We start from the raw sequence: 25,880 nt of genomic DNA on the forward strand, positions 1-25,880 counted from the left end.
GAAAATATATCGAGATTGCGGCATGTAACAGACGCTTTCGTGGCGAAAAAGGCAAACGCAAGCGTCAATTCGCCAATCCATCGGCACGCGTCGGATCGGAGCGCAACGTGTCAATCTCATAAATCGTCCGCATAACAGTCAGCCGCGCCGTGAAGGTGGTGAGCAATGCGATGACGATCATGGTTGCAAAGATGCCGGCATAGCCGAGCGCGCCGACAGAGAACGTGCCGAACAGGGCGGTTGCCTGATCTGTCTGCGGCGTTGCCAGCGTGTGGCTCTGGAGGAAACCGGCGCTCATGAAAAATAGTGCGGCAAGCCCGCTTCCAACCGCAGATCCCTTCAGGCTGATCTTCAGGAAATGCTTCTGGAATTCCGTGGCGACGAAAGAACTTTCGGCGCCGACAAAATGGAGCACTTCCACGATGTGCCTGTTTCCGGAAAGCGCGCCGCGGGTGGCGAAGACGACGGTCAGAACCATCGCCGAGAAAACCAGCAGCAACACGCCGGTACCGATCATCACGGTTGTATGGGCCATGGACACAAGCCTGTCGACCCAGGTGCGGTGATCGTCGAGTGAGGCCTGCGGAATACTTTCCTTCAGGAGCGAGCGCATCGAATCGAAGTCGGGAGGGTTGGTCTCGTCGATGGTCACGATGACGAGTCGCGGAACAGGTAGCTCCTTGATGTCGAGACCGGTGCCGAGCCAGGGTTCGAGCAGGCGTGCGGTTGCCGCCTCGTCGACGATCTGGCCGCTCTTGGTGCCGACAAAGGTAAGGGCGATTTCGCGCGCCTGTACCAGTGCTTTTTCCATATCGAGCCCGTCATCCGGCTTGATCTGGATGGTGACCTCGCGGGAGATCTGGCTTTCCCAGCTTGCAGCGGTCGAGCGCACCATGCTGACGCCGCCGAGCGTCAGGCAGGCAAGGAAGGCCATGATGGCGATCACCACCATCAGCGCATTACCCTGAATGTTGGCCGACGGCAGGATCGGCGCTGTCGGGCGCACCCTCAACTCCGGCCGTTTCTGGCTTTTCGGCGACGCTTTCACAGGCGAGCGGGGGGCGGGCTCAGTCATGGATATCGAGGTGCCCTTCCGAGAGAATCATGCGGCGGGCTTCGACCTGGTCCATCAGGGTCAGGTCGTGAGTGGCAATCACCACCGCGGTGCCCAGCCGGTTGAGTTCGAGAAAGAGATTGAGGAGACGACGCGCCATCGGCGGATCGACGTTCGCGGTCGGCTCATCGGCGAGAAGTATCTCGGGCCGGTCGATGAGGGCGCGGGCAATGGCCGCGCGCTGCTTCTCGCCACCCGAAAGAACTGGCGGCAAGACATTGATGCGCTCGCCGAGACCGACCCATTTCAGAAGTTCCAGAACATCCGTCTTGTAGGAACTCTCGTCCTTGCCGCGAACGCGCAGCGGCAACGCAACATTCTCGTAGGTTGTTAGATGGTCGAGCAGGCGGAATTCCTGGAAGATGATGCCAACGCGGCGCCGCAGCAACGGCAGTTCGGTTCGCGGAATATCGGAGATATCGCGCCCGAACATTCTGATCAGGCCACGTGTCGGCTGCAGCGACAAAAACAGCAGCCGCAGCAGCGTCGTCTTGCCCGCGCCCGATGGCCCGGTGAGGAACTGGAAGGATTTCTTCGGAATGTCGAAGGTCAAGTCCCGAAGAATTTCCGGCCCCATTCCATAGCGCAAACCGACGTTCTCGAAGTGGATCAACGGGCAGCTCAGTCTTTTGTTGTTTCACCGCACGACTTGTTAACCAACTCGGTTAACAAGCGGTAAATTGCGCTGGAGAGACGCCGGTTTGATGGCGATCTTCGCGAAGCATTAACCATTAAGATTTACGACTAGGCAGGATTCGTTTCAATGCCGGATTCACTACCTGGATTGAAACGTGTGGACATCGGAAAGGCCGTCCTCATGAACTCTTCCTCGTTCAGACGCCAGGCGCCCGGTCGCACCTACGATTTGTTGCCACCAGAGCCCGCGGCGCGCACGACGCGCCACGCGCGCGCTGTCGACATTGCAGATGCCGAGTTTTTCGTAATTGGTGCCGGTCGCACGCAATCCTTCGATGCCCGAAGTTTCAAGGACAACCGCAGGCGCTCTGTTATAGACCCGCCGGCATCGACCGGCATTGTGGCATCGCTTGCGCGCGCCGGAGAAGGCTGGCTGCAGCAGGCGTCGCCGAGGATCTTCTTATTGTTCGTGTTTGCGGTTTCGCTGCTTGCTTTCAGTGTTTCCGGTGGCTTCTCGAGCCTCTCGCCAGCCGAGACGGCTGCGTCCGGTTCGCCGCTGCATTTCACACATGTCACTTTGACGCCGCGGGATGCCAACGGCATGCGGGTGCTCCTGATCAACGGCATCGTCGACAACGACAGCCGGACGACGCAGGTGATACGTCCCATACGCGCCGACCTTTTCGTACGCGAGCAGCTGACCGCAAGTGTCATCATCAACCCGCCGGTCGATGTCATCTATAGCGGGCAAAGCCGCGGTTTCTCGACCAGGGTCCAGTATGCCGGTGGAAAAATCCCGGAAGTCCGGCTCTCCTTCATGCCGTGAGGGGTGCTTCCGCGTTCGCTTTGTGGTAACGGCTTGTGCTTCTTTTCATGGAGCAGCCTTCCAATGCCCGTCGTGCGCGGAAAAAACATCGAGCCACTTTTCACCGCCGAGCAGATTGCCGAGCGCAATCACGCCATCGCAAAGCAGATCGCGCAGGGCCCCACGAAGGATCTCCTGGTTATCGCGATCCTGAAGGGCTCCTTCATTTTCGCGGCCGACCTTATCCGCGCGCTGCATGACAGCGGCCTTGCGCCCGAGGTCGAGTTCATCACGCTGTCGAGCTATGGAACGGGGACCGTTTCGCAAGGCGTGCGCATCGTCAAGGACATCGACAGTGACGTGAAGGACCGCGACGTTCTGCTGATCGACGATATTCTCGAATCCGGCCGTACGCTGCTGTTTGCCAAGGAACTGCTCTACGAACGCGGCGCCCGCCACGTCACTATCGCGGTGCTGCTCGACAAGAGCGTCAAGCGCAAGGAAAAGCTGGAAGCCGATTATGTCGGTTTCGAATGCCCGGACTATTTCGTCGTCGGTTACGGGATGGATGTGGCCTACGCTTTCCGCGAACTTCCGTTTGTAGGCGTCGTTACCGGCGACGCCTGAGTGTGCGGGACAAGACGGGTTGTTAACCATCCCGTCCATCGCTTGCCGATGTTTACCGAACGCAAAGGAAAGTCGTGTGATTTCCGTGCGGGGGCATGAAACGGAGCGATGCACACCATGGCAAAAATTCTGATTACGGAAGACGAAGATTCGCTGCGCTCTTTCGTAGCCCGCGCGTTGCGCCTTGACGGTCATGAGACCGAGGAAGCCGCCGATGGTGCGGAGGGGCTGGAGAAGCTGAGAGACGGCGCCTACGATCTGCTGCTCTCTGATATCCGCATGCCTGTCATGGACGGCATCGAACTGGCCCATCAGGCAAAAACCGCCTTTCCGGCGCTGAAGATCCTGTTGATGACCGGCTATGCCGAGCAGCGGGAGCGCGCCGACGATCTGGCGGAGAAGATCATCGATGTCGTTTCGAAGCCATTTGCCTTGCCGGATATCCGCAAGGCCGTTGCTCGCGCATTGGCTGCCTGACACGGCTGCGGCGGCAATCCAATCAGGACGTTCACGGCTGGTCCGGGATGAATTTTCCCTCGTAGCGCACGCGGAAATTCCGGCGCTGGAAATCCTGCTGGAAGCAAACGAAAATCAGTTCGATATCGGCGAGGCTGTCGCGCTTGTGGAGTAGGCTGAGCGTTACCACGATGACACCAGCATAGCCGCGTGTGAGCTTGAATGCAGCATTGCGGATGGCGTTCGCCTCCGCATCCTGCCGGTCGTCCCGCCGCTCGTAGACGACCCAGAAGCGACAGATATCCCAGGTTGAACGGAGGACTTCGGTAATTTCCGTCTGGAATTGCTCAGCATGCATGCCGGGCGCCCAGGAAAGCGTCCGCTCGCCTTCGTCCGCCACGATGTTTAGGTAGCCGTCATAATCGCTGGTTCCGACGAGCGCATCCTCGATCATCTGGAACGCCGTGTTTTCGCCGATTACCGTCTTGAAGAGAATTGCCATCGAATCGCTGTCGTTATTCGCCTGTAGTTTGACACTACGAAGCTTTTGCCAAGCAGGAATAGTCCTGGGCAAGGAAATTCGATCGACCTTGGTGGTCGCGCACCAGGTACGACGCGTCGGATATTCGGGTGACAACCGACCAGGACGCTATTTGTAGTGCGGGCACGCCATGTCCTGGCTGGCACCGCTATTTCCGCCAAGGGGTTGCAGCGAGCCAGGCACCGGCCGAAGCGGGCAGCCGGCCGGCCGAGTCCTTGATGAACCGCGGTGGGGTGAAATACTGCCGGTTGTTTCGGTGCTGTACAGGTGGCTTTGGCGGCGATAATTCGGGCTGTAGTTCTCGGCAGCCATCGACTTGCCCCCGCTATCGATCGTGGCAAAACCGCCAAGATCTATCGCATTCGCAGTGTTCACGCTCATGCCGATGCCAATAGCGATCGCTAAGATCGGCTTCCATTCGGCTTTCATCGGAATACCCTTGACTCAACGTGTTGCGCCAAAGGCAAAATAGAACGAACTGGCGTTCGGGAAAGCCGTTCTCACGCTATCGTGACCCATATTGGGACGGATTGCTTACTGAATGTCCAGCAACCGTTCTAAATACCGTCGCTCGATCTCCTGCGAAGGGTTGTTGCCAAGCTTCTCACGGATGGCGTCCAGAATTTCTCTGGCGCGCTGCACATCGATTTCGTCCGGTACCTTCACCTGATCCCCAAAATCCGGTCCGTCTGCCCGGCGGGGCCGGCCGAGCGGGTCACGGCCATTCTGGTTGCCCTGTCCGACCTGCCCTTGCGGCCCTTGTCCCTGTTGTCCCTGCATTGCCTGCATCATCTGGCTCATCATATCGCGAGCGCCCTGGCGGAGCGCTTCCAGCGCACGGCCTTGGCCCTGAACGGCCGGTTCACCGCGACCCTGGCCGAGCTCTCGGCCGGCGCCTTCCATCTCACGTTGCGCTTGACCAAATCCCTGGCCGGGCTTCATTCCCATGTCGCCGAGGCCCTTTTGCAATTCACCCAGCTGCTTGCCGAGCTCGTCCTGCCTGAAGCGCAGTTGTTTCAAGGCCTCACGCAACTGTTCAGCCGTCATCTGATCGGAGGGCGACTGTCCCTGTTGATCCTGCTGCCCTTGCTGACCCTGCTGCTGGTCCTGGGGCATGCCGTCATTGTCCATTGGCATATCGTCCAGCAGCGGGTCGTTCATGCCCATGTTGGGGTCGCCGCGTTGCATGCGGTCCCGCAATTGCTGATCCAGTTTGAAGGTTTCTTCCATAAGCTTCTGCTGGTCGCGCAGAATCTGGCCAAGCTTGTCCATCTGCTGGCGCATCTGGCTGTTGTCCTGACCCTGTTGGCCCTGCTGGGGACGGCCCGCCTGCAGGTTGTTCATCATGCGCTGCAACTCTGACAGCATTTGCTGTGCCGCGTCTCGATTGCCCGAGCGCGCCAGATTCTCGATCTGGTCCATCATCCGCTCCAGATCCTGTTGCCGGATCATGTTCTGGGCGTTCTGGTTCGGCTGCATCGGCGCATTCTGCATGCGTTGCGCGAGTTCCTTCATATAGTCCTGCATCGCCTTGCGCAGTTCGTCCATGAGTTTCTTGACCTCGGCATCCGGCGCATTGCGTTGAAGGGCGTCGGCAAGATTCTGCTGGGCATTGCGCAGGTTGCGCTCGGCCTGCGACAGGTCACCGTCTTCCATGCCGACGGCGATATCCCAGAGATAGTCCGCGGTATCCTTCAGCGCTTCGTCGCCCTTTGCCAGCTTCATTCGCGCCAGGGCCGATTCCAGCAGCAGGTAATTGGTCAGGTTGGGGATCGTCTCTTCCGGGCGGATCGTCAGCGCTTCGTTCAGCGCGACGGCCTCCGGCATTTTGCCGGTATCGAGAGCGAAGACCTGACGCTCCTCGGCAACGGCCGCGGCAAGGGGCTCGTTGAACGGCCGGCTGGGCAGCGTCATTTCGTGCGGCGGACTGCGGCCGGTCTGGCCAGCGGCATCCTTGGCGACCAAGGTGATGCGCACGCGCTTGCCGGCGAGCGGATGCTCGGTGAGGTTCTTGCTGGTCAGCCCTTTCGCATCGCGTGCATTGCGACGGGGAATATCGAGACGATAGTCCGGCAACGGATAGAGCGGGGTCGCCGTCGGATCGGATTCGACAGGGACGATCTCGGCATGCGCCTCCTGGACGCCGTAGTCGTCCTTGATGGTAAAGCCGATTTCGAGAGCGCCGTTGACGGTCGGTTTGGGAATGCCGTTGAATGCTATCTCCGGCGCCTTGTCCGGAATGACGTTGAAAGTCCACGTGCGCCCGTTGACCTCAAGCGTGCCATTCTCCTCGAGTTTCATCAGGTGCGTGCTCGCCACCAAGGCAGGGTTTGCAACTGCCGCACCATCAGGCTGTCCCGCTTGAGCGTCAGTCTGTTTGGGGTCGTCCTGGGCAGCAATCTCCTGTGCCTGCCCGTCCTCACGCTTGAAGAGTACTTTTTCTGCGGCCTTGCCGCCGCTGACCCGTACCGTGAGATTCGAAAGCTGCGGAATCCTGATGGCGGTCTGTTCGGTGCCGGTCGCGGTCAGGTAAACTGGGGCGCGCCCGGTATAGGCAGGCGGAGTGACCCAGGCATCGATGCGAACCGTCGGGTCACTTGCCTGTGGCTCGGGTCGCGGTTGCAGCGCATCGGCAATCGATCCGCCGTTCGTCGACAGCGAATAGGCAAAAGCGGTCGCCACCAGCAGAGCTGGAATGGTGCGCAATGCCAGGCGGTCATGGTTGGCGATTTCGGGACGCGGGAACCCGGCGTCGAGCGCGGCGATCTTTTCCGCCATCCGCGTCTGGTGTTCCCTCCAGAGGGCGCGTGCGAACGGCGTATCGAAGGCGGGTTCGTCCTCCTGCACGGCGACCGGTTGGTGCGGCAGGCCGTTGCGCTGTTCGAGCAGCCGATCGGCGGCGGCGACATCCGGCCAGCGCACTTTGCGGAACGGCAGCAGCGCGGCAACAATACCGGCGCCGAAGGCAGCGAGCAGGGCAATACGCGCCCAATCGGGCGTGTGGCGGAAGATGCCGAACCAGGAAATCGAGAGATAGAGTGCGACCAGCGAAAGAACCGGCAGCAACAGAGGAAGGGCCTGTTCCGACAGCAGCACGATCCGCGCCAGAAAACGCTTCGCCGCAACCAGTCGCGCCAAGGACGGCCTCAGGGCAAATGCACCTTTTTTCTCCGTGCTGGAGCTCTTCTTCAATCCGGTCTCCGCGATCTGGCGTTCATGGGGCAGAGGGCGCTTCCGGCGATTGCTGGGCAATTCGCTCTTCGCAAAGGATAACATTCTTTGTGGCGAAGGCGAGGGCAAGCGCCGGGCAATGCCGGTTTTTCACGCCGGGTCGCCAAAAAGTGATGGCCCAGGCAGCGAGGCCCCTCAGGCCAGCCAAGCCGGTACGGAGTCGAGGGCGATCAGTTCCTCATAGGTGCCGCGCGGCCGAATCACGTGGAATTCACTGCCCTTGACCAGCACTTCCGGGACCAGCAGACGGCTGTTGTAGGTGCCCGCCTGCACAGCACCATAGGCGCCCGCAGAGCTGACCGCGAACAGGTCGCCCGGCTTCGGCATTGCCATTTCGCGGTCGAGCGCAAGGTAGTCGCCGGTCTCGCAGACCGGGCCGACGATATCGGCCTTGATACGCGGGGCGTTGGCAGCGGAGATCACCACGGGGCGGATCTCGTGATAGGCCTCGTAGAGCGTCGGGCGAATGAGGTCATTCATGGCGGCGTCAACAATGACGAACGTCTTCTCGCCGCCGTCCTTCACATAGAGAACTTCCGTCACCAGGATGCCGGCGTTGCCGACGATCAGGCGACCGGGCTCCATGACGATCCTGCAGTCCAGGCCGCGCAGATTGTTCTTGACGATCACCGCATAGGCTTCGGGGGATGGTGGCGGGTTGTTGTCAGCCCGGTATGGAATGCCGAGACCCCCGCCGACATCGACGTGGTGGATATCGTGGCCGTCGGCGCGCAGCGTGTCGACAAGGTCGCGCAGCATCCGGAAGGCGTCGTCGAATGGCTGCAAATCGGTGATCTGGCTACCGATGTGCATGTCGATGCCGGTCACTTCGATGCCGGGAAGGCCAGCCGCGCGGGCATAGACGGCGCGGGCGCGTTCGGCGGAAATGCCAAACTTGTTTTCTTTCTTGCCGGTCGAGATCTTTGCATGGGTCCTGGCGTCCACGTCCGGATTGATGCGGAACGAGACCGGAGCCTTCTTGCCCGCCGCGATGGCGCGCTGGTTGAGGATTTCGAGTTCCGGCTCGGATTCGACGTTGAAGCAGTAGATGCCTGCCTCCAGCGCAAAGTCCATTTCGCGCGGCGTCTTTCCGACACCGGAGAACATGATGCGGCTCGCCGGGATGCCGGCGGCAAGCGCGCGGCGCAGTTCGCCTTCGGAGACCACGTCGATGCCGGCGCCGAGATTGCCCAGCGTCTTCAGAACCGCCTGGTTCGAGTTCGCCTTCATGGCATAGCAGACCATAGAATCGATGTCGCCGAAGGCTTCGGCGAAGACGCGGTAGTGGCGCTCGAGCGTTGCCGTCGAATAGCAATAGAAGGGTGTGCCGACGCCCTTGGCAATGTCCGGAACGGGAACGTTCTCGACGTAGAGGATGCCGTCGCGGTACTCGAAATGGTTCACTGGAGTGGCCTGTTAAAGAAGGGGATCGAGGAAGAAGGGCCTGTCCACGCTGCCGGGCTGCTGCGTCGGTTTGGACGAGTCGCCGCCCCTGGTTGCCTGCACGCTCGGTGGATCGAGATCGCCCTTGCGTCCGCATCCGGCGACGGCGAGGCCGATCACGGCGAAAACAACCGTCAGGCGGATGATCTGCGGCAAGCTGGTCTGCATGGGATTCCTCTTGGAGCGGCACCGATGGACACCTTCATAGCGAAGTTTATCCACCTTGTGCACCCCGATTGTTCGGGTCAGTTTCGGGCGCGCCAGTAGGCGATCTGCTTGCGCACTTCCGAGGGTGCCGTGCCGCCGAAACTCTTGCGGCTGGCGACCGATGCCTCGACGGTCAGCACGTCGTAGACCTTGTCCGTAATCGCGGAATTGATCGCCTGCAGATCGGCAAGCGGCAGCTCGGCCAGGTCGCATCCCTTGCTTTCTGCAAGCGCCACGGCGCGCCCGGTGACATGGTGGGCGTCGCGGAAAGGGAGGCCTGCTTCGCGCACCAGCCAGTCGGCGAGATCGGTGGCGGTGGAATAGCCGGTGCCGGCTGCGGCCTTCATGTGGGCGGTATTGATCGTCAGGTCGCGAACCATGCCGGTCATCGCAGCGATTGCCAGTTCCAGGCTCTCGGCGGCGTCGAAGACCTGTTCCTTGTCTTCCTGCATGTCCTTGGAATAGGCGAGCGGCAGCCCCTTCATGATCGTCAGCAGCGCGATGAGCGAGCCGTTGATACGGCCGGTCTTGGCGCGCACCAGCTCGGCGGCATCCGGGTTCTTCTTCTGCGGCATGATCGAGGAGCCGGTGGAGAACGCATCCGACAGGCGCACGAAGCCGAACTGCGGCGTCGACCAGATGACGATCTCTTCGGCGAGACGCGACAGGTGCATGGCGCAGATGGCGGCCAGCGCCAGGAACTCGATGGCGAAGTCACGGTCTGAAACAGTGTCGATCGAATTGCGGGTCGGTTCGCGGAAGCCGAGTGCCTTCGCCGTCATGTGGCGGTCGATCGGATAGCCGGTGCCGGCGAGGGCGGCAGCACCGATCGGGCTCTCGTCCAGATGCTCGATGGCGTGGCGAACGCGCGAGCGGTCGCGGCCGAACATTTCGACATAGGCCATGCAGTGGTGTCCGAAGGTGACGGGCTGGGCGGTCTGCAGATGGGTGAAGCCGGGCATGACGGTGTCGGCATGCTCTTCGGCGCGGTCGAGGAAGGCTGCGATCAGGCTGGTCAGCAGCTGCTCGGTCTTCTCAAGCTCTTCCTTGACCCAGAGGCGGAAATCGAGCGCCACCTGGTCGTTGCGCGAGCGGGCGGTGTGCAGGCGGCCGGCGGCCGTGCCGATCAGTGTCGCCAGGCGCGCTTCGACATTCATGTGGATGTCTTCGAGCTTGCGGGAGAATTCGAAATTGCCGCTCTCGATCTCTGACAAGATCGTGTTTAGCCCTTGAACGATCTTGTCTTTATCCTCGGCCGAAATGATGCCCTGGTGGGCAAGCATGGTGGCGTGGGCGATCGATCCCCGGATGTCCTGGGCAAACAGCTTCTTGTCGAAACCGATCGAGGCATTTATCTCCTCCATGATCGCATCGGGACCGGACGCGAAACGTCCGCCCCACATCTGGTTGGAGGATTTGGTGTCCGTGCTGTCGGCCATGAAAGATGCCTGCCTTGAAGAACGCGTGTCCTGGAGAATGAAATGACAACAAGAACGCCCTTGCGCCTGCCATCCCTGAAACTGGTTGGGATCGCGGTCGTCGCAGGCATCATTGCCGGTGCGGCAGCGGTTTACATCAGTGAAGCCGGGTATGGCAATGGCGGCGCTCAAACGGCATCCGCCGAGTGCGCGGCAACCAGGGACACGGCGGCCAGGATTACGCCGTTGCTGACAGGGCAGGTGGCGGCGATGGTTGCTGCCGACCAGCCGCGTCGGCTGACGGCTGTCTCCTTCAAGGGTGCCGACGGCAAACCGATGACGCTCGACAAATTTGCCGGCAAGACCGTGCTGTTCAATCTCTGGGCAACGTGGTGCGTGCCCTGCCGCGAGGAGATGCCGGCGTTGAATGCGCTCGAACGCGAGATGGGCAGCGACAAGTTCCAGGTCGTGGCGGTCAATATCGACACCGGCGACGACGAAAAGCCGAAGGCGTTCCTTGCCGAAACCGGGGTCGATGCGCTGCAGCTCTATCGCGACAACACCATCGACGTCTTCAACGACCTGAAGAAGGAAGGGCTGGCATTCGGGTTGCCGGTCACGCTTCTGATCGACGGCAAGGGCTGCCTGATTTCGGCGATGAACGGGCCTGCTGCTTGGGATAGCGACGAGGCGAAGGCGCTGATCAAGGGCGCGATCGGCGTGTGAGCGGTGCCACCTTCTCCCGCGGAGGAGGCTTAGCGAGTTGGAATCGGCACTTCGCCGCGATAGTCGTAGAAGCCGCGGCCGGACTTGCGGCCGAGCCAGCCGGCTTCGACGTATTTCACCAGCAGCGGGCAGGGGCGGTATTTGGAATCGGCCAAGCCGTCGTGCAGCACCTGCATGATCGAAAGGCAGGTGTCGAGGCCGATGAAATCGGCGAGCTGCAGCGGGCCCATCGGGTGGTTGGCGCCAAGCTTCATGGCAGTGTCGATCGCATCGACGGTCCCGACGCCTTCATAGAGCGTGTAGATCGCTTCGTTGATCATCGGCAGCAGGATGCGGTTGACGATGAAGGCCGGGAAATCCTCGGCGACGGTGACCGTCTTGTCCAGCGAGGCGACGAACTCCCTGGCGGTGCTGAACGTGCCTTCTTCCGTCGCGATGCCGCGCACCAGCTCGACCAGCTTCATCACCGGCACGGGATTCATGAAATGGATGCCCATGAACCGCTCTGGGCGGTCCGTTGCCGATGCCAGCCGGGTGATGGAGAGCGAGGATGTATTGGTCGCGAGGATGGCATCCGGCTTCAGGACCGGACAGACCTGCGTGTAGATCCTGCGCTTGACGCTCTCGTCTTCGGTTGCCGCCTCGATGACCAGATCGGAGGCCGCAAGGTCGTTGACGTCGGACGAGCCGGAGATCAGCGCCAGCGTCGCCGAACGTTCTTCGTCGGTCATCTTGCCGCTGGTGACATGGCGCGCAAGATTGCCGTTGATCGTGGCGAGGCCGTGCTCGATGCGCTCCTGGGAGAGATCGTAGATGTGTACCTTGTAGCCGGCGTCCGCGGAAACCTGCGCGATGCCGCAGCCCATCTGGCCCGCGCCGATAATACCAATCGTCTTCAACACCGCATTCATCTCCAAATCCCCGACCGCCAGTCGCCCCCGCGCTGCCGCATTATTCTAACAAAACTGCCGGGCAAAACATCGCCCGGCAGCAGTAGTAGACCTTAAAAGGATAATTTTCCAGTCATTCGCAAGTGCGAAAAACAAGGTGCTTCGCGATCACAAAGCCTTCTGCAATTCCGGCAGGGCCTCGAAGAGATCGGCGACGAGACCGTAGTCGGCGACCTGGAAGATCGGGGCTTCCTCGTCCTTGTTGATGGCGACGATCACCTTGGAATCCTTCATGCCGGCGAGGTGCTGGATGGCGCCGGATATGCCGCAGGCAATGTAGAGCTGCGGGGCGACGACCTTGCCGGTCTGGCCGACCTGCCAGTCGTTCGGCGCATAGCCGGCATCGACGGCAGCGCGGGATGCGCCGACGGCGGCACCGAGCTTGTCTGCGACGGGCAGAATGACTTCCTTGAACTTCTCCGCGGAGCCGAGCGCACGGCCGCCGGAGATGATGATCTTCGCCGAGGTCAGCTCCGGACGGTCGGAGGTCGACAGGGCGTCCCGGACAAAGGACGACAGGCCCGGATCGGGCACGGCGGCGATCGTCTCGACCGATGCGGAACCGCCGTCCGTTGCTGCGGCAAACGAAGCCGTCCGCACGGTGATGACCTTCTTGGCGTCGGTCGACTGCACGGTCTGGATGGCGTTGCCGGCATAGATCGGGCGCTTGAAGGTGTCCGATGCAACGACCTCGATGATTTCCGACACCTGTGCAACATCGAGCAAGGCTGCCACGCGCGGCAGGACGTTCTTGCCGACCGATGTCGCAGCCGAGATGATGGTGTCGTAGGAGCCGGCGAGCGAAACGATCAGGGCCGCCAGCGGCTCGGCGAGATTGTTGGCAAGGCTCGCGTCCTCGACGACCAGCACCTTGGAGACGCCGGACAGCTTCGCAGCCTGCTCGGCAGCAGCCTTGGCGCCGGCACCGGCGACGAGAACATGCACGTCGCCGCCGATCCTGGCGGCAGCCGTCAGAGTCTTGGCGGTCTGGTCGGACAGGTGGCTGCTGTCGTGGTCAGCCAGAAGAAGAATGGCCATGATGATATCTCCCTTGTCCTAACTTAAAGCACGCCGGCTTCGGTCTTGAGCTTTTCGACAAGCTCGGCGACCGACTTGACCTTGACGCCAGCCTTGCGGCCGGACGGCTCCTCGGTCTTCAGCACCTTGAGGCGCGGCTCGGTGGAGACGCCGAAGTCGGCGGGCGCCTTCTTGTCGAGCGGCTTCTTCTTCGCCTTCATGATGTTCGGCAGCGAGGCATAGCGCGGCTCGTTGAGCCGCAGGTCGGTGGTGACCACCGCGGGAAGCTTGATCTCGATCGTCTGCAGGCCGCCATCGACTTCACGCGTCACCTGGGCCTTGCCGTCGCCGATTTCGATCTTCGAGGCAAAGGTCGCCTGTGCGGTGCCGAGGAGGGCTGCCAGCATCTGGCCTGTCTGGTTCGAATCGTCGTCGATCGCCTGCTTGCCGACGATGACGAGCCCCGGCTGTTCGGCATCGACGACACCCTTGAGGATCTTGGCAACGGCGAGCGGCTCGACCTGATCGTCGGTCTCGACGAGGATCGCGCGGTCGGCACCCATGGCGAGCGCCGTGCGCAGGGTTTCCTCGGCCTTGGCGGGGCCGATCGATACGACGACGACTTCCTCGGCCTTGCCGGCTTCCCTCAGCCGCAGCGCTTCCTCGACGGAAATCTCGTCGAAAGGATTCATCGACATCTTCACGTTCGCGAGCTCGACGCCTGTGCCATCCGGCTTCACGCGGATCTTCACGTTGTAGTCAACAACCCGCTTCACGGGGACTAGGATTTTCATGGGGTCCTTCCTTCAACTCTTTCGCCAAGAAAATGCGCGCTTCGGCGCCGCTCCGATTGTCGAATGGCGACATGGATACGCGTTTTTCCTCCAAACACAACGCTTCCATGGCGCAGACAGGCAAATTGCCCCTGCAAATATATAACGTTTACGTTCACGTCAATATGCGTGCTATTGTCGGCGCCACGGCAGTCGCCGGCTGAGAAGAGCAGCCGTTTCCGAATTGGCGGCCGGTCGGTCACTGACGGCCCGGGGCGTCACGATTTCGCGATCGAAAAGCGGAACGCCCGGACGGCGCATGGCAAGCACGAGTAGGCCGCCGGCCACGATGCCGCCGACATGGGCGCCCCAGGAAACCCCGCCGTCGGGATCGAGCACGAGCATCACGAACTGCTGGCCGATCCACAGCAACAACGGCACGAAGGCCGGCAGGGGCAGGGGGATGCGCATGAGGACCAGAACCCAGACCTTCACGCGTGGATGAAGCATGACGTAGGCGGCCACCACGCCCGAAATCGCGCCTGAGGCTCCGATGAGCGGTGCCTCCGATGTCGTGCCCACAAGTCCATGGCAAAGCGCGCCGGCAGCGGCGCACAGCAGGTAGAAGGCTAGGAAGCGAACATGGCCCAGTGCATCCTCGACATTGTCGCCGAACACCCAGAGGAAGATCATGTTGGAGGCCAGGTGCCAGAAGCCCGAATGGACAAAGGCATAGGTGAGGTATGTGAGCGGTTCGGGAACGAAGGCGAGTGCCGGCTCAAGCGTCGCATAGTGAAAGGCGACGGCGGGAATATAGCCGAGACCGACGATGGTTGCCTGCGCGACCGGCTGGGTCGCGGCAATCCCGGTAAAAAGCCAGACAGCAATGTTCAGCGCGATGAGCGCCACGGTCACCCATTGGACCTTGATGTGCTTCAGCGTGTTGGCGTCGTGCAGCGGTATGAACATGAAGCCTGCCCCCGGGCGTTCGTGTCGAGTGGACGGCCTACCTGTTCTTGCCGGGAACCCAAAGCACATCGGCATGGCCGCGATCGTTGGCGTGGCGCGCGGCGACAAACAGGAAGTCGGAGAGACGGTTGACGTATTTCAATGCGGCCTGGCTCACGACCTCGCCTTTGGTGCGCGCAAGCGACACCATCAGCCGCTCGGCGCGTCGGGCGATCGTGCGGGCCAGATGCAAATGGGCGGCGGCGGTGTGCCCCCCGGGCAAGACGAAGGACGTCAACGGTTGAAGGTCGCCGTTCAGCGTGTCGATGTCGTGCTCGATGCGCGTCACCTGTGTGTCGACGATCCGCAACGGCTCGTATTCGGGCGGTTTGCCGGTGTCGGGCGTCGCGAGGTCGGCGCCGAGGTCGAAGAGGTCGTTCTGAATCCGCATCAGCATGCCATCGAGTTCCGGCATGCCCTGCATGTGCAGCCTTGCAATTCCGATCGCCGAGTTCGCCTCGTCGATGGTGCCGAAGGCTTCAACGCGCAGATCGTCCTTCACGCGGCGAGGGCCCGACACAAGGCCTGTCGTCCCGTCGTCGCCGGTCTTCGTGTAGATCTTGTTGAGCTTGACCATGCTTCCCCCTTTTTTGTGTTAGCTAGGGCGGCCACCGCCGGTCAGCCAGAGCGTCAGCATGATCAGGATCACCGCAATCGCCTGCAAGAGCACGCGCAGCTGCATGAGCTTGTTGGAAAGGTTCGGATCGCCGCCCTTCGCCATGTTGAAGAGGCCACGGATCAGAACCAGGGCGACGATGCCCATGACGATGATCGCAAGAACATAGGTGACGGTCGACATGCTGCTTGTAGCCTTCTTGTCAGTCCACCCAGCGCATCAGGCGATAGAAAAGATCCGCAGGAAGCAGCCTCTTCAGCACCATGCCCTGCTTCGCCGGTGTGGTTACGGGATAATGTGGTTTTGGGCTGGTCGAGTTCAATGCGTGCTTCAGCACCGCATAAACCGCTTCCGGTCCAAGCTTATGTCGATTGGGTTCACCCGATCCGTCAAGGCGGGCGAGCTGGCGGCGGTAATCTGCCGCATGCACCGAGTTCTTGATGTCGATGTGCTCGTTGATCTTCGCCAGGGCATTTGCCGTGAAGCGGGAGGTGATGGGGCCAGGTTCGATCAGGCTCACATGGATGCCGCTGTCCTGCAGCTCCATGCGAAGGCTGATGCTGAGGCCCTCAAGCGCGAATTTCGAGGCTGTGTAGGCACCGCGGTACCGGTAGGGCACGACGCCGAGGATCGATGAGCATTGAACGATGCGGCCTTGGCCGCGGCTGCGCATCAAGGGGATGACTTGCCGCGTCAGCTCGTGCCAGCCGAAGACATTCGTTTCGAACTGCGCGCGCAACACATCCGTCGCAAGGTCTTCGACGGCTCCGGGCTGGCCGTAGGCGCCATTGTTGAACAGGGCATCGATGCGGCCGCCTGTCGATGCCGTCACGTCTCGCACCAGATCCGTTATGGTGTCCGTTCGCGTGTAATCCATCCGGAGGGCTGCGATACCATCAGCCTCAAGCGGGGCGAGATCCTCGTATTTCCGAACGGTCGCGAAAACCTTCCAGCCGTCCGCTTTCAGCGCCCTTGCACAAAAGGCACCAATGCCGGACGAGCATCCAGTCACGATGATTGTGCGCTGATCCGACATGGAATGATTCCTGTACAAAACGGGAGTCGTTTCCCATATTCGAACGGGCGACACAATGAGGAATGCCGGGAGATGGAATGCCGAGGATAGTACGAATCTTTTATGAGGTGGTCTATGACGCCATATGCCACCTTATTGAAGATGACGGTTTTGCCATGGCGAGCCACATCGCATTGTCGACGCTGCTAGCAGTATTTCCGTTCCTGATCTTCGGCACAACGCTGGCCACCTTCCTCGGCGCCGACCAGTTTTCCTCCACGGCAATTCACCTGATCTTCGACACCTGGCCCGATGTCATCGCCAAGCCGCTTGCCGACGAGGTGCTGCAGGTGCTGACCATTCCCCGGGGCGGCCTGTTGACGGTCTCCGTGCTGGCCGCGGCCTACTTCGCCTCCAACGGGGTCGAGGCATTGCGTATTTCGCTCAACCGCGCCTACCGCGTCCAGGAGACGCGGCCCTGGTATTTCACCCGCCTTGCCAGCCTTGGCTACGTCCTGATCGCCGTCATCATCTTTGCCGCCATCAGCATCGTGCTGGTGGCGGCAATACCGCTGGCGCTGGACTATGCGCGCCTGTGGTCGCCGCTTCTTGCCGAAACGCTTGAAGTCGTCTTCAGCTGGCGTGTCTACGGGACGCTGTTCGTTTTGACGGTCGCTTTGTTCGTGGTCCACCTGTGGCTGCCGGCGGGGCGCCGACGGGTGTTCGACGTGGTGCCCGGCGTCCTGGTGACGCTGTTGCTGTGGCTGGCCGGTGCACTTATATTCGCTTACTATCTCTCGGCTTTCGCCAACTATACGGCGACCTATGCCGGCCTGGCGTCGGTGATGATCGTGCTGATCTTTCTCTACATGATCGGCGTGATCTTCATCGTTGGCGCCGAGATCAACGCGGCGCTGCTGAAATTCCGGGTGCGCGCAATCTTCGCTCACAATTTCCTGAGCGGTCAGCCGAAAGGCTCAAAGCCCGACAAGACGGCGAATATCGGTCGGTGAAGCGCCGCTTTCGCGCAGTTCCGCAAGGCCTGTATCGCCCCGGCTCTTGGACAGCTTCAGCCCTTCCTCGTCGATGATCAGGCGATGGTGGTGGTAGATCGGCGCAGGGAGGCCGAGCAAGGTCTGCAGCAACCGATGCACCGACGTGGCATGGAATAGATCGAGTCCGCGCACGACATGGGTGATGCCCTGCACAGCATCGTCGACGACCACGCAGAGATGGTAGCTCGATGGGGCGTCGGACCTCGACAGAACGACGTCGCCCCATCCCGAAGCGTTAGCAATCACACGGCCGGTTTCTCCGTCGCCCGTCTCCGTCCACGACATCGGCTCATCCACCAGCGCCAACGCCCTAGCCATGTCGAGCCGCCATGCATGCTTCAATCCCGATGCCAGCAGCGCCTGCCGGCTGTCCTCAGTGCGCTCCCGATCATCGGGAGGATAAAGCGGTGAACCGTCGGGGTCGCGAGGCCAAGCCAGCGCGGTCGTATCGGCAGCCGCAACACGTGCCCTGATTTCACCACGGGTCAAGAAGGACGGATAGGCAAGGCCGCGCTCGATCAGACCATTCAACGCCGTCTGATATTCGCTGAAATGCTCCGATTGACGTCGCACCGGCAACTCCCAGTCTATATCAAGCCACTCCAGATCGGCGTAGATGTCCGCTTCGAATTCGGGTGTACAGCGCGTTAGATCGATGTCTTCCATCCGCAAGAGGAAGCGGCCGTGATTCGATGCCGCCATATCGCGGTTGAGAAACGCCGACAGGGCATGGCCGAGATGCAGCGGTCCGTTGGGGCTTGGCGCAAAGCGGAAGACTGGCTTTTGACGGGGAATCGCGATCATGCTTTCTTCTGCCACGGATTGACGACGATCGCGAGGAAGCGTGCAGATCATTCGCAGTGACGATGATGTCAGGGAAGGGCTGGAGCACTTGCTCCGCCTTGATCCCCGCCTTGGGCCAGTTGCGGGGGAGGCCGGAAAGATCCCCTTGCGTCTGCGGGAGCCGGGGTTCGAGGGGCTCGCACACATCATCGTTTCGCAGATGGTATCGCGCGCCAGCGCCGAGGCGATCTGGCGCCGGATGCAGCCGGAGCACGGCGTGCTACGTGCCGACAACTACGTGCTGCTGCATTCCGAAGCATGGCGCGAGTTCGGCTTGTCACGCGCCAAGGCCGAAACGCTTTCGCGCGTTGCCGGGGCTGTTGCCGCGGGCCAGCTCGATCTGCTTGCGCTCTCGGCCAGGCCACCGCGCGAGGCGTTGGCGGAGCTAACGGCCGTCAAGGGTGTCGGCCCCTGGACGGCTGAGGTCTACCTCATATTCTGCGGCGGTCATGCCGATATATTTCCGTCCGGGGATGTCGCCCTGCAGAATGCCGTGGCTGCGGCATTCGGTCTCGGCACGCGGCCCCCGGCACGGGAGCTGGCATCCATGGCGACCGAGTGGTCACCCTGGAGATCCGTCGCAGCCCGGCTTTTCTGGGCCTACTACGCAGTCAAGCTTGGCCGTGGCGTGCTGCCGGTCGACTGATCGGCAATAGTTCGGGAATAGAGGATTCCCGTTTGAATTTATTGGACTTCACAATGCCGTCACAACCGGCCTAATATAAGAATGCAGATGCCGAATCGATCAGGAGAAGCCCTTGACGATTGCAGTTTCCCCCCAGGCCCTGCCGGCGCTCGTCCTGAACGCTGACTACAGGCCGCTGAGTTATTACCCCTTGTCGCTTTGGTCCTGGCAGGACGCGATCAAGGCGGTTTTCCTTGACCGTGTGAACATCATTGCAGAATACGAGCACTCGGTCTCTTCGCCGAGCTTCTCGATGCGGCTTCCGAGCGTCGTGTGCCTAAAGACTTACGTCCAGCCTTCGCGCAATCCGGCCTTCACGCGTTTCAACGTGTTCCTGCGAGACAAGTTCGAGTGTCAGTATTGCGGTCAGCACGATGATCTGACTTTCGACCATGTCGTGCCGCGCGCGCATGGTGGCGAGACGACCTGGCAGAATGTCGTGGCGGCCTGCTCACCCTGCAATCTCAGGAAGGGCAGCAAGCTGCCGAAGCAGGCAGGCATGTTCCCGCATCAGAAGCCGTATCAGCCGACCGTGCAGGACCTGCACAACAACGGCCGGCTCTTCCCGCCGAACTACCTGCATGATAGCTGGCTCGACTATCTCTACTGGGATAGCGAACTGCAGCCGTGATCAATTCCCGATCAAAGCCGTGATCAAGCCGATTTGCGCACGCCGATGAAAGCGAAGGCTGCAAGGATGAGGCTTGCGATCACGTTCCAGCCGGCGAACGACAGGCCGAGCACGCGCAGTGCGGCGTCGGTGCAGGATGGCCCCTTGATGGTATTGAGCTCGGTCAGAAGGTCGCCGGCGTTCTGCGACATGCTGCTGGCTGTCGTCGAGCAGGTCGCCGGCCCAGCCCAGAAATGCCACTCGACGCCTGCGTGATAGACGCCCATGGCGGCGCCGACGATCATCAGCATGCCGGCGGCAAGTAGGAAAGCCCTCCCGATCCAGTTCGGCAGGCCGACCGCGGACGCGATGGCGCCAAGCACTGCGACAGGAATTCCGTAGTAGTAGGGCTGGCGCTGCAGTAGGCAAAGCGCGCAGGGAATATAGCCGCCGAGATACTGGAAGCCGAGCGCAGTGCCGACGACCGCCGCCATCGCGACCGCCAGCAGGATCGAATAGACGAAGGTGGGGCGACCAAGGGAAAAGGAGGCAGTCATGGGAGGCTCCAGCGCGGTTGGCTCAATGTGCAAGCAGTTTGTAGGCAATGCCGAGAGCGATCGCGACCGCGGCGAGGACGCCGGCAACCTGTCCAAGGCGCTTCTCTATGAAATGACGGATAGGCTCGCCGTAACGACGCAGCAGCCATGCCAGGAACAGGAACCGAGCCCCACGCGCAACAATCGCGGAGATGATGAAGAAGCCGAGGTTCATGTGGATGACGCCGGCTAGGATCGTCACGATCTTGATCGGCGGCAGATGCGCGAGACCAGAGGTCACCAGCAGCAGCAGGAGGATTTCCCACTCGTCATGAATGTACATGCGCATTTGCTCGAATGCATCGAGCTTGCCGTAGAATTCGAGAACCGGGCGAGCAACCGTGTCATAGGCGTAATAGCCGAGCGCCCACCCGGCAATGCCGCCAAGAACGGAGGCTATGGTGGCCACGAGCGCATAGCGATAGGCGCGTTCCGGCTTTGCGAGTGCCATCGGCAGGAAAAGAACGTCGGCGGGAACCAGAAAGACGGAGCTTTCGACGAAGGCGATAACCGCGAGCCAGACTTCCGCCGATTTACGGGCGGCAAGTGACATGGTCCAGTCGTACAGTCTGCGAAGCATTCCGATCCTTTCATCGTGACGTGCGAGAGCTTTAAGTAGCTCGCCCCAAGCTGTAAATGCTTGCTGTGTCGTTCGTTGGGTCGAGCTTAAAAAAAACTTCGTGATCGTATTTCCGTAAACCCTGTCACGGCTCGACGCGCGATGGCTGTCCATGCTTCTGCCGCATGACGTTCATTTCGGTTCGTTCGCGGGCCATTTCGCTGACAGCCTGGCGCAAGACAGGGTGCTTTGCGGTAAACATATTGAAATCGCGCCGCTCCAGCACGAAGAACTGGCAGAAATCCACGGCGACGACGTCTGCGGTGCGTCGCCCGCCGCTAAGCAGCGCCATTTCGCCGAAGAAGGCACCCGGATCCAGTCGGATAGGCTCTCCCGGCACCTGCACTTCGACCGCACCGGATGACAGAAAGTACATGCCGTCGCCGCGGTCGCCCTTGCGCATTACGCGTTCGCCCGGCAGGGCGGATTTCGGCCGGAAGAGGAGCAGCAATTCCTCCTGCGAATCCTCGTCTACCTTGGCAAACAGTGGAAAGGTTTCGATAAGCTCCTGCATCTCGAGCTGATGCTGATGCTCGCGCGCCTCGGTGACCGCCCGGATCTTTTCAAGTTCCCGGCCCAGTGCTTCGTGCCGGCGGCGACCGAAGTGATTGCCGAGCGCCGGCCATCTCGCGTGCACCTGCGTGTGCAGCACTTCGGCGCCGGCGCAGACGAGTGGATTGAGGGTGATCGAAATGATCGCCGCGCCGAGGATGATGTCCTGTCCCGCCGTCGGCAGCAATCCCAGGGAAACGCCGAGACCGGCTAGAATGAACGAGAATTCGCCGATCTGCGCCAGTCCGCCCGACACCGTCAGCGCCATGCCGATCGGATAGCGAAGCAGCACGACAATCAGGAAGGAGATGAGGGCCTTGCCGACAATGACCACCGCCAGCGCACTGATCACGGCAATCGGTTGGCGCACCAGGATCGTGGGATCGAACAGCATGCCGACGGACACGAAGAACAGCACCGAAAAGGCGTTCTGGAGAGGGAGCGAGTCGGCAGCAGCCCGATGGCTGAGGTTGGATTCGCTCATCACGACGCCGGCGAAAAAGGCGCCGAGCGCAAACGACACGCCGAAGATTGCCGCTGAGCCGAATGCGATGCCGAGCGCGATCGCGAGGACCGTCAGCGTGAACAGTTCGCGTGAGCCCGTTCGAGCGACCAGCGTCAGCAGCCAGGGCACGACCTTCGGTCCGAGGACAATCGCCATGACCGCAAACGCGCCGACCTTCAGCAGCGTCAGCGAAATCGCCAGCGGAAGCGGCAACCCGGCGCCAAGTGCAAGGTCGGCGGGGGCGCGGCCGCCGAGCAATTCTGCAAGGGCAGGCAAAAGCACCAGCGCCAGGACCATGGCAAGGTCCTCGACGATCAGCCAGCCGACAGCCACGCGGCCACTGGCCGAATTGAGCAGGTTCCGCTCCTCCAGCGTCTTCAACAGAACAACGGTGCTCGCCACCGACAGGCTAAGGCCGAGGACGATCCCGGCGCCCAGCCCCCAGCCCCACCAGTTTGCGAGCCCGATGCCGATCAGGGTGACTACTGCGATCCGCGCAAGCGCACCGGGCACGGCGATGCCGCGCACGGCGAGCAGATCGGCCGTGGAAAAATGCAGGCCAACGCCGAACATCAACAGGATGACGCCCATCTCAGCCAGCTGACTGGCGAGCTCCGCGTCGGCGACGAAGCCCGGTGTCATCGGCCCCATGGCAATGCCGGCGACCAGATAGCCGACCAGTGGCGGCAGACGCAGCCGGTCGGCAACATAGCCGAATATGGCCGCGCAAACGAAACTCACGGCTACCGTGGCAATTAGCGATACTTCCTGATGCACGCGCGTCCCTTTTTAGCAATCGCGCCACTTTGGCCGAAGTGCCGGAGAATTTAAACCGCTGATTTGACCTTGTGGCGTACCGGACGTCTTTGACGCAGGCCGCTTGTACGGATCTTCCGCCATGAACCCGCCGGAACCCCTTTCGCCCGGGTAACCGCGCGGTCACCTCACGGCGTATTTCAACCGGCGCAAATGCGTGTTTCACCAAATCTCATTTGAAGTGTACAGCGCGGAGCGAACGTTGCATGTTGCAGGTCGGATGAGGGCAACTCAAAGCAAGTGCATGCGGGGTAGCATTGACTGAAATTACAAGTGGTTCGTACGCTCCTTCGCGGCGCGTCACACGTCTGCGTGAACTGTTGCCGGCGTTTCTGGTCGTGGCATATTTCGCCGCCAGCTTCATTGCCCGGATACTACGCGGCGGGCCGCTGGTATCCGACGAGGCCGAGCAGGTCTTCCTGTCGCACGCCTTGCAGATCGGTTACGGCGATCAGCCTCCGCTATATAATTGGCTGGTCTATGGGTTTGGCCAGCTTTTCGGCGTGTCGCTCGAAACGCTTGCGTTCGTGAAGAGCGGAACGCTTCTGCTTAGCTGCGTCTTTCTTGCAATGGCGGCGCGGGCGGCGACGAATTCTCGCGATGCGATGTCGATTGCGGCGCTCGGCATTTTGAGCCTGCCAGCTGTGTTCCTCCTCTCGCAGAGGGACCTGACACATAGCGTGGGCGCCTTCGCTGCGGTTTCCCTGTTTCTTTATACCGTGTTCCTCTTGGTCAAGCGACCGACCGCGCTGAACTATGGGCTTGTGGGCGCTGCGGCCGGTATCGGTTTCCTGGCGAAATACAATTTTGCGATCATCCCGGTTGCCATGGTGGCAGCGCTGCTGTTGGAGCCGGGGTTGCGTCGTTTGGCGTTGAACTGGCGCATGGCCATCGCCTTGGCGGTCGGCGTGTTAATCGTCGGTCCGCACTGTTATTGGATCGTGACTCATTTCGGCGACGCCACCGGCGACACGATAAGCAAGATGAAGACGGCCACGACCGGGCCAGTTCCCGATGCCGTCAAGGCTGCCTTTTCCCTTATTCTGTCGATTTTCAAATGCGCGGCATTGACACTCGGTCTGTTTGCGCTGGTCTACCGATCGGATCTCGTCGCGATACTCACCGCAAGCAACCAGTGGACACGACTGGTCGGACGGACGCTGGCCATAAGCCTGATGCTCGTGCTCGTCGTTATGGTCGCTGTCGACGGAACCATGGTGCGTCCCAAGTGGATATCGATATTCTTTCTGGCGCTGCCGCTGTATCTCGCCCTGAAGGTTCACGCAGCAGGGATCGAGCGTCCCCGGAACGTTGAAAGCCTCGCTTGTCTGGTCGGGGTGATCGCCTTCGTTTTCCTGGCCATCGTCTCCGTAGGCGCGGTGGTCTGAGGCTATTGCCTCCGAACGGTGCACCAAAGCCACCAAGGCCCGCCTTGCGGTACCGGGTGACGTTACCTATCACCGGGTCGCGCTTATCGGTCCCGTTGGGATGCGGTGGTGCCCCATGCCGGAGTCGAACCAGCACTTCTTTCGAAACTCGATTTTGAGTCGAGCGCGTCTACCAATTCCGCCAATGGGGCAACGGATACCGACGAGGCGGGTGTCTAGCACGCGTTTGCCCGCGCGCGCAAGACGGCGGGCAAAGTTATCGGGCTGATTTGATGGAGCTTCCGGCTGCAAAAAATCGGACGGAAGCCCGGTGTTTAGTGGGCAATGGCGGGTCCCGCACCCGTCAGGCCTGATTTCTTCAGCGTGATCGCAAGGACTGAGGCGAGCAGGCAGAAAGCCCCGGCGATGAAGAAGGCCGGAAGGTAGCTCGACAGTTCCGTGCGCGACAGGCCGGCGCCGTAAGCGGCGGTCGCCGCGCCCAACTGGTGGCCGGTAAAGATCCAGCCGAAAACAATGCCTGCCTTTTCGCGGCCGAAGCGGTCAGCGGCGATCTTTACGGTCGGGGGAACCGTGGCGATCCAGTCCAGGCCGTAGAAGACTGCGAAGATCGAGAGGCCGTAGAAGGTGAAATCGCTGAACGGCAAGAAGAGGAGAGAGAGACCGCGCAGGCCGTAGTACCAGAAGAGCAACCAACGATTATCGAATCGATCGGAGAGCCAGCCGGAGCCGATCGTGCCAAAGAAGTCGAAGATACCCATGACGGCGAGAACGCTGGCGGCCGCGACGGGCAGGATGCCGAAGTCGCCGCAAAGGGTGACGAAGTGGGTCTGGATCAGGCCGTTCGTGCTCAGCCCGCAGATGAAGAAGGTGGCGAACAGGATCCAGAAGGTGGAGGTCTTCGACACGTCCCGAAGCACGGTGATCGGCGTTGCCAGCATGACAAGCAGGCCGCCGGATTGCGCCGGTGGCGGCGGCGATACGGTTTCCTCGCCAAAGGACGGCAGGTTGAGATCGGACGGGCGGTCGCGCATGAAGGCGAGCACAACGAGGGCGGCAAACAGGATCATGCCGCAGACGAAGAACACCGTGGCGCGCCAGCCATAGCTTTCCGTCAATTGCGCCATGAACGGCAGGAAGACGAGCTGCCCGGTGGCCGAGCTTGCCGAAAGCATGCCGACGACGAGGCCGCGGTGCTTGGTGAACCAGCGGGCCGAAACGGTTGCGGCCAGTACCATTGCCGTCAGGCCGGTGCCGAGGCCGACAACAACGCCCCAAAGGAGCAGCAACTGCCAGATCTCTGTCATGAACAACGAACCGACGAAGCCGCTGGAAATCAGTACCATGGCGAAGACGATGACCTTGCGGACGCCAAAGTAGTTCATCAAGGCAGCCGAGAAGGGTCCCATCAGGCCGAAGAGAACCAATCGTACGGCGAGAGCCGATGAAATCTGCGAGGTGTCCCAGCCAAACTCGTCCTGCAGCGGTTTGATCAGCACGCCCGGCGCCCCCATGGCGCCGGCTGTAACCAGCATGGTGAGGAAGGTCGTCGCGACGACGACCCATCCGTAGTGGATGTTGCGCCGCGCCAGCGACGAGGCAAGGACAGTGGAGACCATTGGGTGTTCCGC

The 25,880-nt window shown here is 61.2% G+C and carries 28 protein-coding genes and 1 tRNA gene; 8 read left to right on the top strand and 21 right to left on the bottom strand.

Features of this window, described 5'->3' with window-relative positions:
* Window positions 1–64 precede the first annotated feature (64 nt).
* Together ASC90_RS16680 and ftsE are read right to left on the bottom strand one after the other, a co-directional pair.
* Window positions 65–1,075 (bottom strand): ABC transporter permease, encoded by a 1,011-nt coding sequence (locus ASC90_RS16680; protein WP_056542500.1) that lies wholly within the window; start codon window positions 1,073–1,075, stop codon window positions 65–67.
* Window positions 1,068–1,727, bottom strand: a complete 660-nt coding sequence (gene ftsE / locus ASC90_RS16685) for a cell division ATP-binding protein FtsE (protein ID WP_056542502.1) — start codon at window positions 1,725–1,727, stop codon at window positions 1,068–1,070. Before ftsE ends, ASC90_RS16680 begins: the two co-directional genes overlap by 8 nt.
* Before the next feature lie 204 nt (window positions 1,728–1,931).
* On the opposite strand from ftsE, the gene ASC90_RS16690 reads away from it, so the two are divergent.
* From ASC90_RS16690 to ASC90_RS16700, 3 genes are all read left to right on the top strand, one after another.
* Window positions 1,932–2,576: a hypothetical protein gene (locus ASC90_RS16690; RefSeq protein WP_056542690.1), complete on the top strand. Its 645-nt coding sequence runs from the start codon at window positions 1,932–1,934 to the stop codon at window positions 2,574–2,576.
* A gap of 63 nt (window positions 2,577–2,639) precedes the next feature.
* Window positions 2,640–3,182, top strand: coding sequence for a hypoxanthine phosphoribosyltransferase (gene hpt, locus ASC90_RS16695; protein ID WP_056542504.1), 543 nt, complete (start codon window positions 2,640–2,642; stop codon window positions 3,180–3,182).
* Between the two features lie 117 nt (window positions 3,183–3,299).
* Window positions 3,300–3,659 (top strand): response regulator, encoded by a 360-nt coding sequence (locus ASC90_RS16700; RefSeq protein ID WP_056542692.1) that lies wholly within the window; start codon window positions 3,300–3,302, stop codon window positions 3,657–3,659.
* Window positions 3,660–3,690: 31 nt separating this feature from the next.
* Here the strand turns inward: ASC90_RS16700 and ASC90_RS16705 are convergent, their stop codons facing one another.
* From ASC90_RS16705 to argH, 6 genes are all read right to left on the bottom strand, one after another.
* Window positions 3,691–4,140: a hypothetical protein gene (locus ASC90_RS16705; protein ID WP_056542506.1), complete on the bottom strand. Its 450-nt coding sequence runs from the start codon at window positions 4,138–4,140 to the stop codon at window positions 3,691–3,693.
* 147 nt (window positions 4,141–4,287) lie between these two features.
* Complete coding sequence (locus ASC90_RS16710) at window positions 4,288–4,608, bottom strand: hypothetical protein (protein WP_056542508.1); 321 nt, start codon at window positions 4,606–4,608, stop codon at window positions 4,288–4,290.
* Window positions 4,609–4,713: 105 nt separating this feature from the next.
* Complete coding sequence (locus tag ASC90_RS16715) at window positions 4,714–7,317, bottom strand: TIGR02302 family protein (RefSeq protein ID WP_244480404.1); 2,604 nt, start codon at window positions 7,315–7,317, stop codon at window positions 4,714–4,716.
* A 228-nt stretch (window positions 7,318–7,545) separates the two neighbouring features.
* Window positions 7,546–8,814, bottom strand: coding sequence for a diaminopimelate decarboxylase (gene lysA, locus ASC90_RS16720; protein WP_056542510.1), 1,269 nt, complete (start codon window positions 8,812–8,814; stop codon window positions 7,546–7,548).
* 12 nt (window positions 8,815–8,826) lie between these two features.
* Window positions 8,827–9,021 carry a lipoprotein gene (locus ASC90_RS16725; protein ID WP_056542512.1) on the bottom strand — a complete coding sequence of 65 codons (195 nt, stop codon included), beginning with the start codon at window positions 9,019–9,021 and terminating at the stop codon, window positions 8,827–8,829.
* A 77-nt stretch (window positions 9,022–9,098) separates the two neighbouring features.
* Complete coding sequence (argH, locus tag ASC90_RS16730) at window positions 9,099–10,499, bottom strand: argininosuccinate lyase (protein WP_056542514.1); 1,401 nt, start codon at window positions 10,497–10,499, stop codon at window positions 9,099–9,101.
* 42 nt (window positions 10,500–10,541) lie between these two features.
* Between argH and ASC90_RS16735 the strand changes: the two genes are divergently transcribed.
* A complete protein-coding gene (locus ASC90_RS16735; RefSeq protein WP_056542516.1) occupies window positions 10,542–11,204 on the top strand; it encodes a TlpA disulfide reductase family protein in 663 nt (220 codons plus the stop codon).
* Between the two features lie 29 nt (window positions 11,205–11,233).
* Here the strand turns inward: ASC90_RS16735 and ASC90_RS16740 are convergent, their stop codons facing one another.
* From ASC90_RS16740 to ASC90_RS16770, 7 genes are all read right to left on the bottom strand, one after another.
* On the bottom strand, window positions 11,234–12,115 hold the full coding sequence (locus ASC90_RS16740) for a 3-hydroxybutyryl-CoA dehydrogenase (protein ID WP_056542518.1): 882 nt from the start codon (window positions 12,113–12,115) through the stop codon (window positions 11,234–11,236).
* 147 nt (window positions 12,116–12,262) lie between these two features.
* The gene (locus ASC90_RS16745; RefSeq protein WP_056542519.1) at window positions 12,263–13,192 is read right to left on the bottom strand and encodes an electron transfer flavoprotein subunit alpha/FixB family protein; all 930 of its coding nucleotides are present in this window, start codon (window positions 13,190–13,192) and stop codon (window positions 12,263–12,265) included.
* A gap of 23 nt (window positions 13,193–13,215) precedes the next feature.
* Window positions 13,216–13,965 carry an electron transfer flavoprotein subunit beta/FixA family protein gene (locus ASC90_RS16750; protein WP_056542520.1) on the bottom strand — a complete coding sequence of 250 codons (750 nt, stop codon included), beginning with the start codon at window positions 13,963–13,965 and terminating at the stop codon, window positions 13,216–13,218.
* 171 nt (window positions 13,966–14,136) lie between these two features.
* Window positions 14,137–14,913, bottom strand: a complete 777-nt coding sequence (locus ASC90_RS16755; RefSeq protein WP_056542521.1) for a rhomboid family intramembrane serine protease — start codon at window positions 14,911–14,913, stop codon at window positions 14,137–14,139.
* Window positions 14,914–14,950: 37 nt separating this feature from the next.
* Window positions 14,951–15,529 carry a cob(I)yrinic acid a,c-diamide adenosyltransferase gene (locus ASC90_RS16760; protein WP_056542523.1) on the bottom strand — a complete coding sequence of 193 codons (579 nt, stop codon included), beginning with the start codon at window positions 15,527–15,529 and terminating at the stop codon, window positions 14,951–14,953.
* Window positions 15,530–15,547: 18 nt separating this feature from the next.
* Complete coding sequence (locus tag ASC90_RS16765; protein WP_056542525.1) at window positions 15,548–15,751, bottom strand: twin transmembrane helix small protein; 204 nt, start codon at window positions 15,749–15,751, stop codon at window positions 15,548–15,550.
* A gap of 19 nt (window positions 15,752–15,770) precedes the next feature.
* On the bottom strand, window positions 15,771–16,604 hold the full coding sequence (locus ASC90_RS16770; protein ID WP_056542527.1) for an SDR family oxidoreductase: 834 nt from the start codon (window positions 16,602–16,604) through the stop codon (window positions 15,771–15,773).
* 77 nt (window positions 16,605–16,681) lie between these two features.
* Between ASC90_RS16770 and ASC90_RS16775 the strand changes: the two genes are divergently transcribed.
* Complete coding sequence (locus tag ASC90_RS16775) at window positions 16,682–17,596, top strand: YihY/virulence factor BrkB family protein (RefSeq protein WP_056542529.1); 915 nt, start codon at window positions 16,682–16,684, stop codon at window positions 17,594–17,596.
* Here ASC90_RS16775 and gluQRS read toward each other — a convergent pair.
* Entirely contained in the window at window positions 17,561–18,442 is an 882-nt protein-coding gene (gluQRS, locus tag ASC90_RS16780; RefSeq protein ID WP_056542531.1) for a tRNA glutamyl-Q(34) synthetase GluQRS, read from the bottom strand. The two genes, ASC90_RS16775 and gluQRS, sit on opposite strands and share 36 nt — an antisense overlap.
* A gap of 40 nt (window positions 18,443–18,482) precedes the next feature.
* Between gluQRS and ASC90_RS16785 the strand changes: the two genes are divergently transcribed.
* Complete coding sequence (locus ASC90_RS16785) at window positions 18,483–19,127, top strand: DNA-3-methyladenine glycosylase (protein ID WP_056542534.1); 645 nt, start codon at window positions 18,483–18,485, stop codon at window positions 19,125–19,127.
* A gap of 112 nt (window positions 19,128–19,239) precedes the next feature.
* Complete coding sequence (locus ASC90_RS16790; RefSeq protein WP_056542536.1) at window positions 19,240–19,797, top strand: HNH endonuclease; 558 nt, start codon at window positions 19,240–19,242, stop codon at window positions 19,795–19,797.
* 23 nt (window positions 19,798–19,820) lie between these two features.
* On the opposite strand, the gene ASC90_RS16795 is transcribed toward ASC90_RS16790, so the two are convergent.
* The 3 genes from ASC90_RS16795 to ASC90_RS16805 all read right to left on the bottom strand — a co-directional run bounded on the left by ASC90_RS16795 (window position 19,821) and on the right by ASC90_RS16805 (window position 22,825).
* On the bottom strand, window positions 19,821–20,333 hold the full coding sequence (locus tag ASC90_RS16795; protein ID WP_056542538.1) for a disulfide bond formation protein B: 513 nt from the start codon (window positions 20,331–20,333) through the stop codon (window positions 19,821–19,823).
* A 22-nt stretch (window positions 20,334–20,355) separates the two neighbouring features.
* Window positions 20,356–20,952, bottom strand: coding sequence for a YqaA family protein (locus tag ASC90_RS16800; RefSeq protein ID WP_056542540.1), 597 nt, complete (start codon window positions 20,950–20,952; stop codon window positions 20,356–20,358).
* A 124-nt stretch (window positions 20,953–21,076) separates the two neighbouring features.
* Window positions 21,077–22,825 (bottom strand): cation:proton antiporter, encoded by a 1,749-nt coding sequence (locus ASC90_RS16805; protein WP_056542542.1) that lies wholly within the window; start codon window positions 22,823–22,825, stop codon window positions 21,077–21,079.
* A gap of 296 nt (window positions 22,826–23,121) precedes the next feature.
* Between ASC90_RS16805 and ASC90_RS16810 the strand changes: the two genes are divergently transcribed.
* Window positions 23,122–24,252 (top strand): glycosyltransferase family 39 protein, encoded by a 1,131-nt coding sequence (locus ASC90_RS16810; protein WP_082519950.1) that lies wholly within the window; start codon window positions 23,122–23,124, stop codon window positions 24,250–24,252.
* A gap of 106 nt (window positions 24,253–24,358) precedes the next feature.
* Here the strand turns inward: ASC90_RS16810 and ASC90_RS16815 are convergent.
* Together ASC90_RS16815 and ASC90_RS16820 are read right to left on the bottom strand one after the other, a co-directional pair.
* A tRNA-Leu gene (locus ASC90_RS16815) sits at window positions 24,359–24,443 on the bottom strand.
* Window positions 24,444–24,566: 123 nt separating this feature from the next.
* Window positions 24,567–25,868: an MFS transporter gene (locus ASC90_RS16820; protein WP_056542546.1), complete on the bottom strand. Its 1,302-nt coding sequence runs from the start codon at window positions 25,866–25,868 to the stop codon at window positions 24,567–24,569.
* Between the last annotated feature and the right edge of the window lie 12 nt (window positions 25,869–25,880).

It is taken from the genome of Rhizobium sp. Root1220 (genome assembly GCF_001426265.1).
GTDB lineage: Bacteria > Pseudomonadota > Alphaproteobacteria > Rhizobiales > Rhizobiaceae > Rhizobium.

Excerpts from the sequence above, each read along its gene's own strand:
- ASC90_RS16820 (WP_056542546.1), bottom strand. The coding sequence starts at position 25,868 with ATGGTCTCCACTGTCCTTGCCTCGTCGCTGGCGCGGCGCAACATCCAC.
- ASC90_RS16740 (WP_056542518.1), bottom strand. The coding sequence starts at position 12,115 with ATGAATGCGGTGTTGAAGACGATTGGTATTATCGGCGCGGGCCAGATG.
- ASC90_RS16680 (WP_056542500.1), bottom strand. The coding sequence starts at position 1,075 with ATGACTGAGCCCGCCCCCCGCTCGCCTGTGAAAGCGTCGCCGAAAAGC.
- gluQRS (WP_056542531.1), bottom strand. The coding sequence starts at position 18,442 with ATGATCGCGATTCCCCGTCAAAAGCCAGTCTTCCGCTTTGCGCCAAGC.
- ASC90_RS16795 (WP_056542538.1), bottom strand. The coding sequence starts at position 20,333 with ATGACTGCCTCCTTTTCCCTTGGTCGCCCCACCTTCGTCTATTCGATC.
- ASC90_RS16745 (WP_056542519.1), bottom strand. The coding sequence starts at position 13,192 with ATGGCCATTCTTCTTCTGGCTGACCACGACAGCAGCCACCTGTCCGAC.
- ASC90_RS16755 (WP_056542521.1), bottom strand. The coding sequence starts at position 14,913 with ATGTTCATACCGCTGCACGACGCCAACACGCTGAAGCACATCAAGGTC.
- ASC90_RS16725 (WP_056542512.1), bottom strand. The coding sequence starts at position 9,021 with ATGCAGACCAGCTTGCCGCAGATCATCCGCCTGACGGTTGTTTTCGCC.
- ASC90_RS16690 (WP_056542690.1), top strand. The coding sequence starts at position 1,932 with ATGAACTCTTCCTCGTTCAGACGCCAGGCGCCCGGTCGCACCTACGAT.
- argH (WP_056542514.1), bottom strand. The coding sequence starts at position 10,499 with ATGGCCGACAGCACGGACACCAAATCCTCCAACCAGATGTGGGGCGGA.
- ASC90_RS16705 (WP_056542506.1), bottom strand. The coding sequence starts at position 4,140 with ATGGCAATTCTCTTCAAGACGGTAATCGGCGAAAACACGGCGTTCCAG.
- ASC90_RS16765 (WP_056542525.1), bottom strand. The coding sequence starts at position 15,751 with ATGTCGACCGTCACCTATGTTCTTGCGATCATCGTCATGGGCATCGTC.
- ASC90_RS16735 (WP_056542516.1), top strand. The coding sequence starts at position 10,542 with ATGACAACAAGAACGCCCTTGCGCCTGCCATCCCTGAAACTGGTTGGG.
- ASC90_RS16770 (WP_056542527.1), bottom strand. The coding sequence starts at position 16,604 with ATGTCGGATCAGCGCACAATCATCGTGACTGGATGCTCGTCCGGCATT.
- ASC90_RS16775 (WP_056542529.1), top strand. The coding sequence starts at position 16,682 with ATGCCGAGGATAGTACGAATCTTTTATGAGGTGGTCTATGACGCCATA.
- ASC90_RS16710 (WP_056542508.1), bottom strand. The coding sequence starts at position 4,608 with ATGAAAGCCGAATGGAAGCCGATCTTAGCGATCGCTATTGGCATCGGC.
- ASC90_RS16700 (WP_056542692.1), top strand. The coding sequence starts at position 3,300 with ATGGCAAAAATTCTGATTACGGAAGACGAAGATTCGCTGCGCTCTTTC.
- ASC90_RS16760 (WP_056542523.1), bottom strand. The coding sequence starts at position 15,529 with ATGGTCAAGCTCAACAAGATCTACACGAAGACCGGCGACGACGGGACG.
- hpt (WP_056542504.1), top strand. The coding sequence starts at position 2,640 with ATGCCCGTCGTGCGCGGAAAAAACATCGAGCCACTTTTCACCGCCGAG.
- ASC90_RS16750 (WP_056542520.1), bottom strand. The coding sequence starts at position 13,965 with ATGAAAATCCTAGTCCCCGTGAAGCGGGTTGTTGACTACAACGTGAAG.
- ASC90_RS16800 (WP_056542540.1), bottom strand. The coding sequence starts at position 20,952 with ATGCTTCGCAGACTGTACGACTGGACCATGTCACTTGCCGCCCGTAAA.